The organism is Williamsia sterculiae (genome assembly GCF_900156495.1).
In the GTDB taxonomy this organism is placed as follows: Bacteria; Actinomycetota; Actinomycetes; order Mycobacteriales; family Mycobacteriaceae; genus Williamsia_B; species Williamsia_B sterculiae.
In genome coordinates this window covers 181,941-195,011 of sequence record NZ_FTNT01000005.1, presented here as the reverse complement: position 1 = coordinate 195,011, position 13,071 = coordinate 181,941, and the positions used below count along the sequence as shown (strand labels likewise).

Annotated in this window: 14 protein-coding genes; 6 read left to right on the top strand and 8 right to left on the bottom strand. The window is 66.8% G+C overall.

Annotated features, from left to right (window positions below):
* Positions 1-3 precede the first annotated feature (3 nt).
* Positions 4-519: an NUDIX hydrolase gene (locus tag BW971_RS10405; protein ID WP_076479235.1), complete on the bottom strand. Its 516-nt coding sequence runs from the start codon at positions 517-519 to the stop codon at positions 4-6.
* A gap of 299 nt (positions 520-818) precedes the next feature.
* On the opposite strand from BW971_RS10405, the gene BW971_RS10400 reads away from it, so the two are divergent.
* Positions 819-1,190 carry a DUF427 domain-containing protein gene (locus tag BW971_RS10400; RefSeq protein ID WP_076479233.1) on the top strand — a complete coding sequence of 124 codons (372 nt, stop codon included), beginning with the start codon at positions 819-821 and terminating at the stop codon, positions 1,188-1,190.
* A gap of 53 nt (positions 1,191-1,243) precedes the next feature.
* On the opposite strand, the gene BW971_RS10395 is transcribed toward BW971_RS10400, so the two are convergent.
* Positions 1,244-1,759 (bottom strand): hypothetical protein, encoded by a 516-nt coding sequence (locus BW971_RS10395; protein ID WP_076479231.1) that lies wholly within the window; start codon positions 1,757-1,759, stop codon positions 1,244-1,246.
* A gap of 186 nt (positions 1,760-1,945) precedes the next feature.
* The gene (dnaB, locus tag BW971_RS10390; RefSeq protein WP_076479229.1) at positions 1,946-4,150 is read right to left on the bottom strand and encodes a replicative DNA helicase; all 2,205 of its coding nucleotides are present in this window, start codon (positions 4,148-4,150) and stop codon (positions 1,946-1,948) included.
* 566 nt (positions 4,151-4,716) lie between these two features.
* On the opposite strand from dnaB, the gene BW971_RS10385 reads away from it, so the two are divergent.
* The 3 genes from BW971_RS10385 (at position 4,717) to rnhA (ending at position 7,383) form a co-directional block, all read left to right on the top strand.
* Complete coding sequence (locus tag BW971_RS10385; RefSeq protein WP_076479227.1) at positions 4,717-5,610, top strand: trypsin-like serine peptidase; 894 nt, start codon at positions 4,717-4,719, stop codon at positions 5,608-5,610.
* Between the two features lie 56 nt (positions 5,611-5,666).
* The gene (locus BW971_RS10380) at positions 5,667-6,848 is read left to right on the top strand and encodes a S8 family serine peptidase (protein ID WP_076479225.1); all 1,182 of its coding nucleotides are present in this window, start codon (positions 5,667-5,669) and stop codon (positions 6,846-6,848) included.
* A 73-nt stretch (positions 6,849-6,921) separates the two neighbouring features.
* A complete protein-coding gene (gene rnhA, locus BW971_RS10375; protein ID WP_076479408.1) occupies positions 6,922-7,383 on the top strand; it encodes a ribonuclease HI in 462 nt (153 codons plus the stop codon).
* A gap of 104 nt (positions 7,384-7,487) precedes the next feature.
* Here rnhA and rplI read toward each other — a convergent pair whose 3' ends face one another.
* From rplI to rpsF, 4 genes are all read right to left on the bottom strand, one after another.
* Positions 7,488-7,943, bottom strand: coding sequence for a 50S ribosomal protein L9 (gene rplI, locus BW971_RS10370; RefSeq protein ID WP_076479224.1), 456 nt, complete (start codon positions 7,941-7,943; stop codon positions 7,488-7,490).
* Positions 7,944-7,960: 17 nt separating this feature from the next.
* Positions 7,961-8,218 (bottom strand): 30S ribosomal protein S18, encoded by a 258-nt coding sequence (gene rpsR, locus BW971_RS10365; RefSeq protein WP_076479222.1) that lies wholly within the window; start codon positions 8,216-8,218, stop codon positions 7,961-7,963.
* Between the two features lie 48 nt (positions 8,219-8,266).
* A complete protein-coding gene (locus BW971_RS10360) occupies positions 8,267-8,788 on the bottom strand; it encodes a single-stranded DNA-binding protein (RefSeq protein ID WP_076479220.1) in 522 nt (173 codons plus the stop codon).
* A gap of 121 nt (positions 8,789-8,909) precedes the next feature.
* Complete coding sequence (gene rpsF, locus BW971_RS10355; protein WP_076479218.1) at positions 8,910-9,191, bottom strand: 30S ribosomal protein S6; 282 nt, start codon at positions 9,189-9,191, stop codon at positions 8,910-8,912.
* Positions 9,192-9,373: 182 nt separating this feature from the next.
* Between rpsF and BW971_RS10350 the strand changes: the two genes are divergently transcribed.
* Entirely contained in the window at positions 9,374-10,780 is a 1,407-nt protein-coding gene (locus BW971_RS10350; protein ID WP_076479216.1) for a hypothetical protein, read from the top strand.
* Positions 10,777-11,361, top strand: coding sequence for a GNAT family N-acetyltransferase (locus BW971_RS10345; RefSeq protein WP_076479214.1), 585 nt, complete (start codon positions 10,777-10,779; stop codon positions 11,359-11,361). The genes BW971_RS10350 and BW971_RS10345 overlap by 4 nt, the downstream gene beginning before the upstream one ends.
* A gap of 29 nt (positions 11,362-11,390) precedes the next feature.
* Here BW971_RS10345 and BW971_RS10340 read toward each other — a convergent pair whose 3' ends face one another.
* The gene (locus BW971_RS10340) at positions 11,391-13,064 is read right to left on the bottom strand and encodes a glycosyltransferase family 87 protein (protein ID WP_234974340.1); all 1,674 of its coding nucleotides are present in this window, start codon (positions 13,062-13,064) and stop codon (positions 11,391-11,393) included.
* Between the last annotated feature and the right edge of the window lie 7 nt (positions 13,065-13,071).

Genomic DNA, 13,071 nt, shown 5'->3' with positions numbered 1-13,071 from the left:
GGGCTATGGCTGCGGTGGTGGATGAGACGTCGCCGCCTCGTCCCGGCGGCTGAGCGTGAACGCCGCCGCGACGTCACCAGACAGCGCGGTATCGATTTGTCTGCGCTGATATCCATCGAGTTCCGGCAATGTGTCAGGCGAGAACCAACCCACTTCCGTTGACTCGTCGTCCATCACACGGAGGACGCCACCACGATGTCGCCCGCGGAAGACCAAGTCGAGGTAATGCGCCTTGTCGCCGTTCGGGTAGGTGAACGTGGGAGACACATCGACCAGCACCAAGGAGACCGGCTCCACAGCTATCCCGATTTCTTCGCGACACTCCCGGACCACGGTGTCAGCCGGATGTTCGCCCGGCTCAACGATGCCCCCCGGGATACTCCACGCGCCATCGTCGGCGCGCCTGACGAGAGCCAGTCGCTGGTCGTCGGAGGTGACGACCGCGTGCGCCGATGTCAGCCACAGACGCTCTGAACCCACGTACAAGCGGAGTTCGGCAAGGAAATCGGGAATGGCCATCAGACTGAGTCGTGGGGTCGAGTGGAGTCACGGGATGCATTCATGGTCGACCTCGTTCCGTGGTCCGGTCAACAGCGACAAGTCGGATCGAGATAGAGCCCATTGCCCACCACTCGGAGCAGACGCGATCGAGGTTGCTTCTGCCCATCGCGAGTTGGTCCGATCCGGATCTACAGCTCCCTCGGTGAGGAAGCGTCCCGTTGGCACCGGGAACTCTCGCTGACGTCGGACGCCCGCTCGCGTCACCACGTCGGAAGGTCACGCGGAATCACATCCGCCCACGGCGCGTTGGACACCTCATGACCGAGCGACAGAAGCTGATCCCTGACGCGTCCCACCCGATAGACATCGCCCCGACCAATGCGCGAGTGGTGGTCTCGCGAAACGGCCGCGTGGTGGCCGACAGCAATCGCGCGCTCACGCTCCGCGAGGCCACGATCCCGGCCGTGCAGTACATACCCCTCGACGACGTTGATCCCGCGCTCCTCGAGCCCACAGATCACTCGACGTACTGCCCGTACAAGGGTGACGCGAGCTATTACTCGATCGTCGACGGAGGCGACCGCGCAGCGAACGCGGTGTGGACGTACCACGCGCCTCACGACTCGGTCTCCGACATCGCCGACCATGTCGCCTTCTACGCCGACCAGGTCGAGATCAGCATCTATTGATCCGGCATCCCGCGTGGTCGGGGGTGGTTCGGGCTCTTGCTGTGCGTGAATCCTCAGCCGGCGTGGATATCGAGCGTTCCCACGAAGTCGAATTGCGTGGGCCGCGGGGCACACGTCGACAGCGCCTGCCTCGGCACGGGTCCGAACACCCCCACACGGTCGGGTTGACCCTGACCACCCTTGGTGAGAGTGATCTGGATGGCCACCGCGCCGCGTAGCGCACCGGGTAGGACGTCGGGGGTGGATCCCTGGATGGGATAGACGAACGACGCGGTATCACCGGTGACATCCAGACAGGTGATGGGACCGCGCACCTGCAGTGGTAATGGTGCGGTGCCGGCCGTGACAGTGGCCGTATACGACCCCTCTGTCTTCCCTGCTGTGGTGGACGCCTTGGCGTCGATGTTCAACACGCCGAAGTTCGGGGCGAGGCGCAAGCTCCCCCTCGCGACGACACTGTCACCGTCAGCGGCTTGCGCCATCGGCGTCGCCGCCCATACCGCGGCCACCACGCACGCCACCGATCCGACCGCGACGCCGACACGACGCCCCGTGCTCGTCTGTCTCATGACCACACCACCTCATCGTCGAGTGACCCCGGATTCACGGTAGCCCTCACGTGCTCGGTGCAGGAGCGATTCGACGCCACGCATCGTCGATCGTCCCCCTTGCTGCCGCTACCGGCCTGAGCACGGGGCGCCGGCTCGGTCGCCCACTGCCAAATACCGGTTGACGCAAACACAGCAGCAGCCTGGTCAGCCGCGCGCCATGTCCACGAACTTACTCAAGTGAAGCTGGTGTGCCACAGTGATTGTCGCGGTCGGACCGTTACGGTGTTTGCCGACGATGATGTCAGCCTCGCCCGCACGCGGGTCGTCACGCTCGAACGCGTCGGGGCGGTGCAACAGGATGACCATGTCCGCATCCTGCTCCAGGCTGCCGGATTCGCGGAGGTCAGAGACCTGCGGGCGCTTGTCTGTGCGCTGCTCGGGACCACGGTTCAGCTGGCTGATCGCGACCACCGGGACCTCGAGTTCCTTGGCGAGCAGCTTCATGCTCCGCGAGAAGTCGGAGACCTCCTGCTGTCGCGACTCGACCTTCTTGCCCGACGACATGAGCTGGAGGTAGTCGACCACCACGAGCTTGAGATCGTTGCGCTGCTTGAGTCGTCGCGCCTTGGCCCGGATCTCCATCATCGTCAGGTTCGGCGAGTCGTCGATGTACAGGGGCGCGTCGGAGATCTCTCCCATCCGTCGAGCCAACCGGGTCCAGTCGTCATCGCTCATGTTGCCCGAGCGCATGTCGCCCAGTTTGATCTTCGCCTCGGCACTGAGCAGTCGCATCACGATCTCGGTCTTGCTCATCTCCAAGGAGAACATGGCACCGGTCATGTGGTTCCCGATGGAACACGACCGCAGGAAGTCCATCGCCAGCGTGGAATTGTGCGTGGGGATCATCGCCTCGCCGGCCAGGTACAGATGCCGCGGATTGTCCACCTGCACACAACGAACCGGCACACTCCGCACCGGACGCACCGCGATCACCGTCCGGCGGCCCGACGGACGACGCAGTTCCTTGTGGCGGATCACCTTGCGGTGCACGGTGAAGACGTCGTCGTCGGCATCCACCCGCAGCCACCCAGTGTTCAACCGCGTGCACGAATACCCAAGTCCGACAACCAGATCAGATATCACGAACGTCATGTGTCGGGTGGCCGCCGGCACGATGATGGTGCCGTCGACGTCGACGATGCCGCGGGCGTCGAGGATGCCCGCCAACAACGACCGCCGTTGTGCGATCGACCCACGCAGGTACTCATGCGGAATTCGGCCACCGAGATCGGCCATCAACGCCATCACGTCCACCGGACCCTCGGCGTCGATTCGCATCGCGATCTCCGGGTCATCGAAGGCCATACCGGCCAGCGCTGCAACGGTGTACGGGCCGTAGCCGAAGTTGCGCCGGGGCAACTCCAACGGCGCGGTGTTGGCAATCGACGCCCGCCCGGCCACCTCACGCAACTCCTCGGTGACGAGCGTGCCGACGTCCCCGTCCACCTCGACCGCCCACTGATGCCGGCCGTCCGCGCGCACCACCGCACCGTCAGAGAACTCGACGTCGAAACACGGCCTGTCCGTCATTACTTCGGTCGCCGCGACCACCCGGGTCGGTCGACCATCCGCATCCAGCAACCGATCGCCGACGCGGACCGAACCCATCGTCGTCCAGCCGGCGGGAGTGGGTAGCGGGGTGTCCAACGACAACGCCTTACCGACACCCGGGCGGGCGGCGACGATGATCAGCTGGCCGGGATGCAGCCCGTTGGTCAGCTTGTCCAGATCGACGAAACCCGTGGGCACACCGAGCGACAGGCCGCCACGCGAGGCGATGGAGTCGATCTCGTCCATAGTCGGCTGCAACAGTTCCTCGAGCGGGACGTAGTCCTCGGCGGTGCGACGCTCGGTGACCTCGTACACCTCCGCCTGCGCCCGGTCGACCACCTCGGCCACGTCCTGGCCGTCGGATCCGGAGTAACCGAACTGCACGATGCGGGTGCCCGCCTCCACCAACCTGCGCAGGATCGCCTTCTCGGCGACGATCTCCGCGTAGTAGCCCGCGTTGGCCGCGGTGGGGACCGTTGAGATCAGGGTGTGCAGATACGGCGCCCCACCCACCCGGCGCAACTCACCCATGCGGTCGAGTTCGGCGGACACGGTGACCGCGTCGGCCGGTTCACCGCGGCCGTAGAGGTCCAGGACGGCGTCGTACACGGCCTGATGCGCGGGCCGGTAGAAGTCACCGGGCCGCAGCTTCTCGAGCACGTCGGCGATCGCGTCCTTCGACAACAGCATGCCGCCCAGCACCGACATCTCGGCGGCCATGTCCTGGGGTGGTTGCCGCCCGAAGTCCTCCTGGGGTTCTTCGCGGGGCGCATGCCCACGATCGTCGACCACGGCCAACGTTCACCCCTCCTCGCACCATTCGGCCTCCGCGCGTGCGGGGGGACATCACCGGGAACTCTCGACCTTCGTACCGGAGGGCACCGACAGCGATCCGCTGACCGCCTCACCCGACCCGAGACACCCGAGTGACAGTAGGGCGTTGCCGACGTGTCATCAAACGCGGTTGTGGACGAAAGTGTGAACAGATTGTGGACGGGCCGGGTAATCGTGTTGACCACCTGTGGGCAAACTGTGGAGGTCGCCCCGGATCACACGCGTCAGCCCAGGTCATCCGCCAATTCACCTGTTGGTGATGTGTGGAATTCCGCTCACACGGCGTGTCGCTGACACGCCTCCGTTCGGCGTGTTCGGCGTGTCAACCAACGCTGTCGGCTGACTGGATGAACATTCACCGCATCGGGTCAGGTGTCCTCCCAGCTCATCGACTCCGCCACGACTACCTGTCCGACGACTGTCGGCCAGCAGGTATTCGGGTAGGTCGCTACTCGCGCCCATCACCCGTCTCCGGCGGAGTCTCGACCTCACCCCGACATCGGGGTCCCGACACGCCACCAGGAGCCATCATGACCGACACCGTCACCGGGGTACCCGCCACCGCGATCCCCGCGGACATCCGCGCTCTGCTCGACACCGTCCCCGGACAGGAGAGCGTCGCCCTCGACCCGGCGACCATCACCACCGGTGACACCGCCGCGAGCACGGAGGGCTGGTGCCCACCGTGGGCCAGGGTCGCCGACCCGGCCGCTGCCGTCCCGTTCGAGGTGGAGACCGCCGAGTCCGGGACCGAGACCTTCTACGAACCGCTGGTCCACGAGGAGCCGAACCCGCTGGTCTATCCGATGTGCACCGTCGGCATCGTGTTCAACAGCAACAACCGGCGCGGCAGCGGTGTGCTGGTGGGCCCCAACCTGCTGCTGACCGCCGGTCATGTGGCGCCGTGGGGCAGTGCCAACTGGAGCATGGAGTTCATCCCCGCCTATCGCAACGGCAACCGTCCGTTCGGCAGCTCCTTCGTGCAGACCTATCACGGTTACAACGCCAACGGGTCGGTCACCGGATACGACTACGTGATCTGCAAGCTCTACCAACCGCTCGGCCGGGCCCTCGGCTGGATGGGCTCGGTGTCGTTCGGTGACGACGACGCCTACTACGCGCGCCGCTTCGTCTCGTCCGGTTACCCCGGTTCCTACGGCGAGCGACCCGCGGTGGAACTCGACATGGGTGTGCGCGACATCGACAACGACAACCCCGGCCTGGAGGTCGAATTCGCCCGACGTGCCGACCTCGGGCCAGGTTGGTCGGGCGGCCCGCTCTGGCTCCCCAACGAGGGACCAGCGGTCGCCGGAGTGCTCAGCGGCGAGGAGACCGACGGCCTCGACCCGCGCCGCCTGGTGTACGCAGCCGGCCGCGGCCTGGTGGACCTCGTCACCTACGGCCAGAACACCTGGCCCGCCTGATCATTCGCAGCCGTCATCACCGACCAACCACTACGACAACCTGAAACGAGAGAACGATGAGCAACGACAACCCCGCCGCCGATCCGCACACCACCGGGCGACAGATCGTCACCTTCACCGACGGCAGCACCGACGAGCAACGTGAGGAGGCGTTGCGCGCCATCAGCGGTATCGATAGCGTCGCGTCCACCGGCGGCATCGGCCCGATGGACGCCGACGCCCTGGCCAACTCCGATGCGGTCGTGTTCAGCCGCATCGGCGTCGGTGTCGCGGCCCTGCCAGCGGTGCACACCGCCGACCTGGTGGCCGATCCCGCGGTGGTCACAGTGGAACCCGAACGTGTGGTGCGCGCCCTCCCCATACCCGCGGTGGCCCCGGTGGGCCATTACGCCGACACCGCCAACTCGACCTGGGGACTGCAGGCCACTGGCGCCGACACCTCGTCGGCCGACGGTCGCGGCATCCGCATCGCGGTGCTGGACACAGGATTCGACCAGGACCACCCCGACTTCGGCGGCCGTACCGTCATCGCGCGGTCGTTCGTCGTCGGCGAATCCACCCAGGACGGGCACGGTCACGGCACCCACTGCGTCGGCACCTCCAGCGGGCCACGGCATCCCACCGACACGCGGCGCTACGGTGTGGCACCCGCGGTAGACATCTTCGTGGGGAAGGTGCTGAGCAACAGGGGGTCCGGCAACGACAGTCAGATCCTGGCCGGCATCGAATGGGCCATCTCGCAGGGTTGCGCGGTGATCTCGATGTCGTTGGGCGCCGACATCGACCAACAGCTGCAGGCCTACGAGGAGGTCGGTCGCCGCGCCCTGGACGCGGGCACCGTCATCGTCGCCGCCGCGGGTAACAACGCCCACCGGCCCGACGACCCCGGATTCGTGGGGAGCCCGGCCAACGCCACGACGATCCTCGCGGTCGGTGCGGTCGCCTCGGACATGACGGTGGCGCCGTTCTCGGCGCGCAGCAGCCGACTCGACGGAGGTCAGGTCGACATCACCGCGCCCGGGGTGAACGTCTACTCCAGCTGGCCCGCCCCGCGGCAGTACAACACCATCAGCGGGACGTCGATGGCGACGCCGCATGTCGCCGGGATCGCGGCACTGTGGGCACAGCAGACCGGTGAACGGGGACGACAGCTGTGGGCACGGCTGCTGCGTCAGGCCCAGCGGCTCGACCTACCGGCCGGTGACGTGGGTGCCGGGCTGGCCCGCGCACCCGAGTGACCCGCGACCGCGGTACGACACCGGGTGCGACCTGCGCCCGGTGTCGTGGTGCGTTCCGGATATCCTGCGAACCATGCCCGACACCGCCGATGACCGCACACCCGTCGAGATCTCCACGGACGGAGCCTGCCTCGGGAACCCGGGGCCCGGCGGTTGGGGTGCGGTACTGCGCTACAAGCGGCACGAGAAGGAGATCTCCGGTGCCGAGCCGAACACCACCAACAACCGGATGGAACTGACCGCGGCCATCCGCGGGTTGGAAGCGGTGACCGCACCGTCAACGGTGATCCTGTACACCGATTCGACCTATGTCCGCAACGGCATCACCAAGTGGGTGACCGGGTGGCAGTCCAACGGATGGATGACCAAGGACCGCAAACCCGTGAAGAACGCCGAACTGTGGCGTGAACTGGTTGCAGCGTGCGAGCGCCACGACGTGGAGTGGCGGTGGGTCAAAGGCCACGCGGGTGATCACTACAACGAGATCGCGGACCGTCTGGCGACCGCCGCGGCCCGGACGGTCAACGCGGGCTGAATCGTGCCGTCGCGGTAACGCCCCGGAGACCGGAACGCCGATGCCGGGCGGGAACGTCGTCCCGCCCGGCATCGGCGTCCATCAGGTCGTCAGCGACCGTTGATTCAACCTGCCGCGGTGACCGTGAGCTCCACCTCGGCCGACACCTCGGGGTGCAGCTTCACGACGACCGGGAACGTGCCCGTCGACTTGATGTGCCCCTTCGGCAGCTCCACGCTGCGCTTGTCGACCACGGGGCCACCCGCCGACTTGATCGCACCGGCGACGTCGCCGGCGTTGACCGAGCCGAACAGTTTGCCGGAATCGTGGGTCTTCACACCGAGGGAGACCTCGGTGAGCGCCTCGAGGGCCTGCTTGATCTCGTTGGCGTGTTCGAGTCCACGGATCGCGCGCACCTCCTGGGTGCGGCGAATGGTCTCGACCTGCTTCTGCGCACCGCGGGTGGCCGGGATGGCCAAGCCCCGCGGCAGCAGGAAGTTGCGGCCGTAACCGTTCTTGACCTCCACGGTGTCGCCTGCGACGCCGAGGTTGTCGATCTCTGCGGTGAGGATGAGTTTCATGATGTCAGTCCTTCCGCTCAGCGCGCCGTCGAGGTGAAGGGCAGCAAGGCCACCTCACGTGAGTTCTTGACCGCCACGGCGACGTCACGCTGGTGCTGCACGCAGTTGCCGGTGACGCGGCGCGATCGGATCTTGCCACGGTCCGACAGGAACCGACGCAACAGCGCAGTGTCCTTGTAGTCGATGGTCAGGTTCTTCTCTTTGCAGAAGGAACAGGCCTTGGCCTTGGTCACCTTCTCGACGCGGGTCTTGCGTCCGCTCTGCTTCTTAGCCATGTGTGTTCTTGCTCCGCTGTTTCTCGGATCGGCAACCGCGTGAGTTGCCTAGAAAGGTGGTTCGTCGTCCCCGCCGGAGAACGAACCGCTCGCCGGGGCACTGCCCCACGGGTCGTCGTTCTGCTGGCTGGATCCACTGCTCCCGCCGCGGCTGCCACCGCCGCCGCCGGAAGAGGAGGATCCGAATCCGCCGCCACCGCCACCGCGCGAGGCCTTGTTGACCTTCGCGGTCGCGTACCGCAGCGAGGGGCCGATCTCGTCGACCTCGAGTTCCACGACCGTGCGCTTCTCGCCCTCACGGGTCTCGAAGGAGCGCTGCTTGAGCCGGCCGGACACGATCACCCGGGCACCCTTGGTGAGGCTCTCCGCCACGTTCTCTGCGGCATCGCGCCAGATGTTGCAGCGCAGGAAGAGCGCCTCACCGTCTTTCCATTCATTGGTCTGACGGTCGAAGGTGCGCGGGGTGGAGGCCACCGTGAAGTTCGCGACCGCGGCACCGGACGGCGTGAAACGCAGTTCCGGGTCGGCGGTCAGGTTCCCGATGACGGTGATGATCGTGTCGCCTGCCATGTGTTTCCCCTCAAGCGGTGGTCGGGCACTCGTGGTCGATGCGTGCCGGGTGGGACGAGTTCGGTCTCGACCCTATGATCCGGCACCGACATACTTCAGACGTTGGTGAAGTCCGTCCGGTTCACTTCCGGAGGACCTTGGTGCGCAGCACCGACTCGTTCAGCTTCAGCTGACGGTCGAGCTCGGTCACCGTCTTCGGCTCGGCATCGAGTGCGATGACCGCGTAGATCCCCTCGTTGTGCTTGAGGATCTCGTAGGCGAGACGCCGCTTGCCCCAGATGTCGACACCGGCAACCTTGCCGCCGTCCTGGCGGATCACGTTGAGAAAGGTGTCGAGCGATGGGGCGACGGTGCGCTCGTCCAGATTCGGATCGAGGATGACCATCAATTCGTAATGACGCATGAGACCACATCACCTCCTGTGGACTGGATCGGCCACGGACGTTCCGTGGCAGGAGGGTCGCCTGCGTCGGCAACCGTTCAAAGGTACACGAGCCACCCCTGACCAGCGAAATCGTCGCACCGACGCCCGGTCCGCCATGGCGGACTGCGGTACCCGGACACTCAAGCCCTAACCTGTGGGTCATGTCCGCGCCGTCCACCACCACCGACAGCCGACGGCTGCGCGCCGCGGCCGGCCGGGCCCGACTGGCGGTGGTGCTGCCGGTGTCCCTGCTCGCGACGCTGGCCACCATGGTGGTGAGCTACCTCGGGAAGGCCGAGTGCGGGGGTCCACCGTTCGACCGGTTCGGCCGCAGCGCGCACTTCCCGGTGGGTCACGGCGGCACCCAGTGGATGCCCTGTTACTCCGACATCATGTACCTGTGGGTCGGGCGCGACATCAACAACCACGTGTTCCCGTACATCCACGGGGGGATCGGCGCAGACGGCAAACTCTTCGGCGGCGTCGTGGAGTATCCGGTGCTCTCCGGGCTGCTGATGTATTTCGGCGCCAGTGGGGCGCACACCGACAGCGACTTCCTGCTGCACTCGGCGATCCTGTTGGCGCCCTTCGGGCTGGCCATCACCGTGCTGCTGGCGGTGGTGGCCCGGTGGCATGTGCTGTGGTGGGCGGCAACGCCTCCGCTGATCCTGTACTCGTTCCACAACTGGGAACTGCCGGTCGCGTTCACCGTGGTACTCGCCGTCGCCGTGATGGCCTGGGGGTCGTCGATCAGTCCACGCACCGGGGAGCGGCGAATCCCGTTGCTGCCCACCGCGTCGCTGACCAGTGTGATCCTGGCCGTCGGGTTCTGCCTGAAGCTGTATCCGGGGCTGTTCATCCTGCCGCTGGCGGTGTACGTGCTGCTGCACGACCGAGCCCGTCGCGACTGGCGGGGTGGATTCGCGGTGCTCGCGGTGGGCACCCTCACCGTGGTCGCGATCCAGGTGCCGTTCATGGTGGCCGGTTTCGACGGCTGGAAGGCGTCGCTGAGCTTTCAGGGCAAACGCAAGTCGGATGTGGACACCAACTCGATCTGGTACTGGGGTCTGCGGCACTTCTTCGGCGGCCAGACCCCGGCGTACAACAGCGCGGTGGGGGTGTTGTCGCCGATCATGATCCTGGCCGCGTTCGCGCTGGCCGTCTACCTGGGTTACCGCGTCCACCGTGCCGGCGGCGCGTATCCGTGGATCGGTGTGAGTGCGTCGATGCTGGCCGCGTTCATCCTGTTCCACAAGGTGCACTCCCCGCAGTACACCCTGTGGATCCTGCCGTTCTTCGTCCTGCTGCGAGTGCGGTGGCCGGTCATCGCGGCGTACCTGATCGGCGACCTGATACTGGACAGCACCATCTTCCGGCTGTTCGGTATCTACGTGTCGCACTCCCCCATGAAGTGGTGGGTGATCACCGGGGTCAACGTGGGGGTGTGGATCCAGGTCGCGTTGCTCGCGATGCTCATCGTCGTGTTCGTGCGGAGTCCGTTGCGCGAACCGCTGGCCTCGGTGGGCAGGCGACCCACCGCCCCCGACCGAGAGGCGATATCGGCATGAGCGACTGGTTGGGCGCGCCGACGCTGATCGGCACGCGGGTGATGTTGCGTCCGCTGACCCTCGACGACGCGTCCGAGCTCGGCGCGGTTGCCGACGACCCCGAGGTGTACCGGTGGACCCGGGTGCCCACCGACACCGCGTCGGCGACGACCACGATCCAGACCGCATTGGACACCCCGGATCGCACCGCGTTCGCCGTCATCGACAACGCCGACGGGTCGATCGTCGGCAGCACAAGCTTCTACGACATCCGCGCCGCCGACCGATCGCTGGCCATTGGGCACACCTTCTACGCGGTGCACGTCCTGGGCACCACGGTGAACCCCGACGCGAAACTGTTACTGCTACAACACGCATTCGAACGGTGCGCAGCGGTGCGGGTGGTGTGGCACACCGACGAGCTCAACGCTCGCTCACGGGCGGGGATCGCCAAACTCGGCACCACCTTCGAGGGCCTGCTGCGCAAACAGAAGCGCAGCACCGTGCACGACGGGTGGCGCACCACCGCCCAGTACTCGATGACCGACGACGACTGGCCCGTGGCGAAGGCCCGGCTCATCGAACGGGTCCGCGGGGTCTGACGGTTCGATTCCGGCGCCGACGCCACACCTCAGCCGGCGAGTACGGACTGCCGTTCCGGGTCACGGTGGTCCCGACGGCGACCGCCGATCACGTCGGGTGCATGGTCGAGCACGCCACCGATGGGATCGTCGACGTCGTCCCCTGACGACGGGTTGCGCACCAGATCGGTGGCGGGCCGGTAGATCTGGGTGATCACCAGCACGCACAGTCCCAGCACCACCAGGTCGCGGACGGCGAGGGCGGTATAGGCCCAACCGTCCGGCAGCCACCGTGTCTCCGGACCCATGAAGATCCCGACCAACGGCACCCACACCAGGGCGTCGAGGGCCATCCAGCCCCAGAGCACACGGGTGTGCGGGATCGCGAGCACGGCGATGGGCACCAGCCACAGCGAGTACTGCGGGCTCCACACCTTGTTCACCAACAGGAATCCGGCCAACGTGAGGAACAGCAGCTGCGCCAGCCGCGGACGGGTGGGTGCACGTAGTCCGATGACCACCACACCCGCACAGACCACCGCGAAGGCCGCCAGCGACACCGTGTTGACCAGCGTGGGAGCCTGGCCGGTGACCACACCCCAGTCGTACCCGGTGGCCTCGCCGATCACCCGGAACAGCGACGTGGCGTCCGGGTGTCGGGTGGAGTTCAGCCGGAAGAACTCACGCCAGCCGGCCGGGTACAACAGCAGGATCGGCAGGTTCACCACCACCGCGGTGCCGACGGTGGCTGCCGCGGTGACCAGGAAGTCCCGCAGCCGTCCCGCCCGCAGACACAGCACGAACAAGGGGATCAGCAGCAGCACCGGGTACAGCTTGGCCGACAACCCGAGCCCGATGAAGAGACCGGCCCACGCCGGGTGACGTCGAGCCCAGGCCACCATGCCCAGCGCGAGCATGGCCGTCGCGATGGCGTCGAAATTGGTGAAGATGTGCACAGCGACCAGCGGGGAGACCGCGGCCACCGCCACCGACCACACCCGCACCCCCGCTAAGCGGGTGGTCGCCCAGATGGTGACCAGCCAGAACAGGGCCAGACCGAGTGCGACGACATTGAAGAACAGCACCACGTCGAGCGCGCCCGGCACACCCCAGTGGTCGTGCGCGAACGCCCAACCCTTCGCGACGACCATCGACCCGTACATGTACATGCCGGTGACCACCGGGTACTCCATGTACCGGACCTGTTGGCCGCCACCCGCCAGCGGCTGGGTCCACGACGCCTTGTACGGCAGCTCGCCCTTGCTGAGCAGTTCGGTCCCGTACAACGGCACGGTGTCGTTGTAACAGAGCCCGATGAACTGGCGGTTGTTGCTCCAGTCGAGCTGCAGACCACCACCGTCGACCCGGTGTTGCTGCAGACAACCGGCCTTGGTGAACCAGCCCAGCGCCAGGAACAGCAGAGCCAGCAGGAAGATCACCCGCAGCGGTGTGACGTGCCGGCTGCGCCCCACCACCGCGTGCGCACCGATCGGACCACCCACGACGGTGCTCGCCTCCCGGACGGCGGGGTCGGTCGACGACGGCAGTTCCCGGCGGTCGTCGCGCCGCTGATCGGGAGCGGGTCGACCGGCCCACTCGACGTCGGGTCGTACCGCGTCGTCGTGGTCGCGACGGGAGGCGTCCTCGGGATCGCCCACACCGTCATCGGGAACTCCGGGGTCGTCCGACCCGCCGACGTCCCCCGAACCGGGATCACTGCTCACCGGCGGT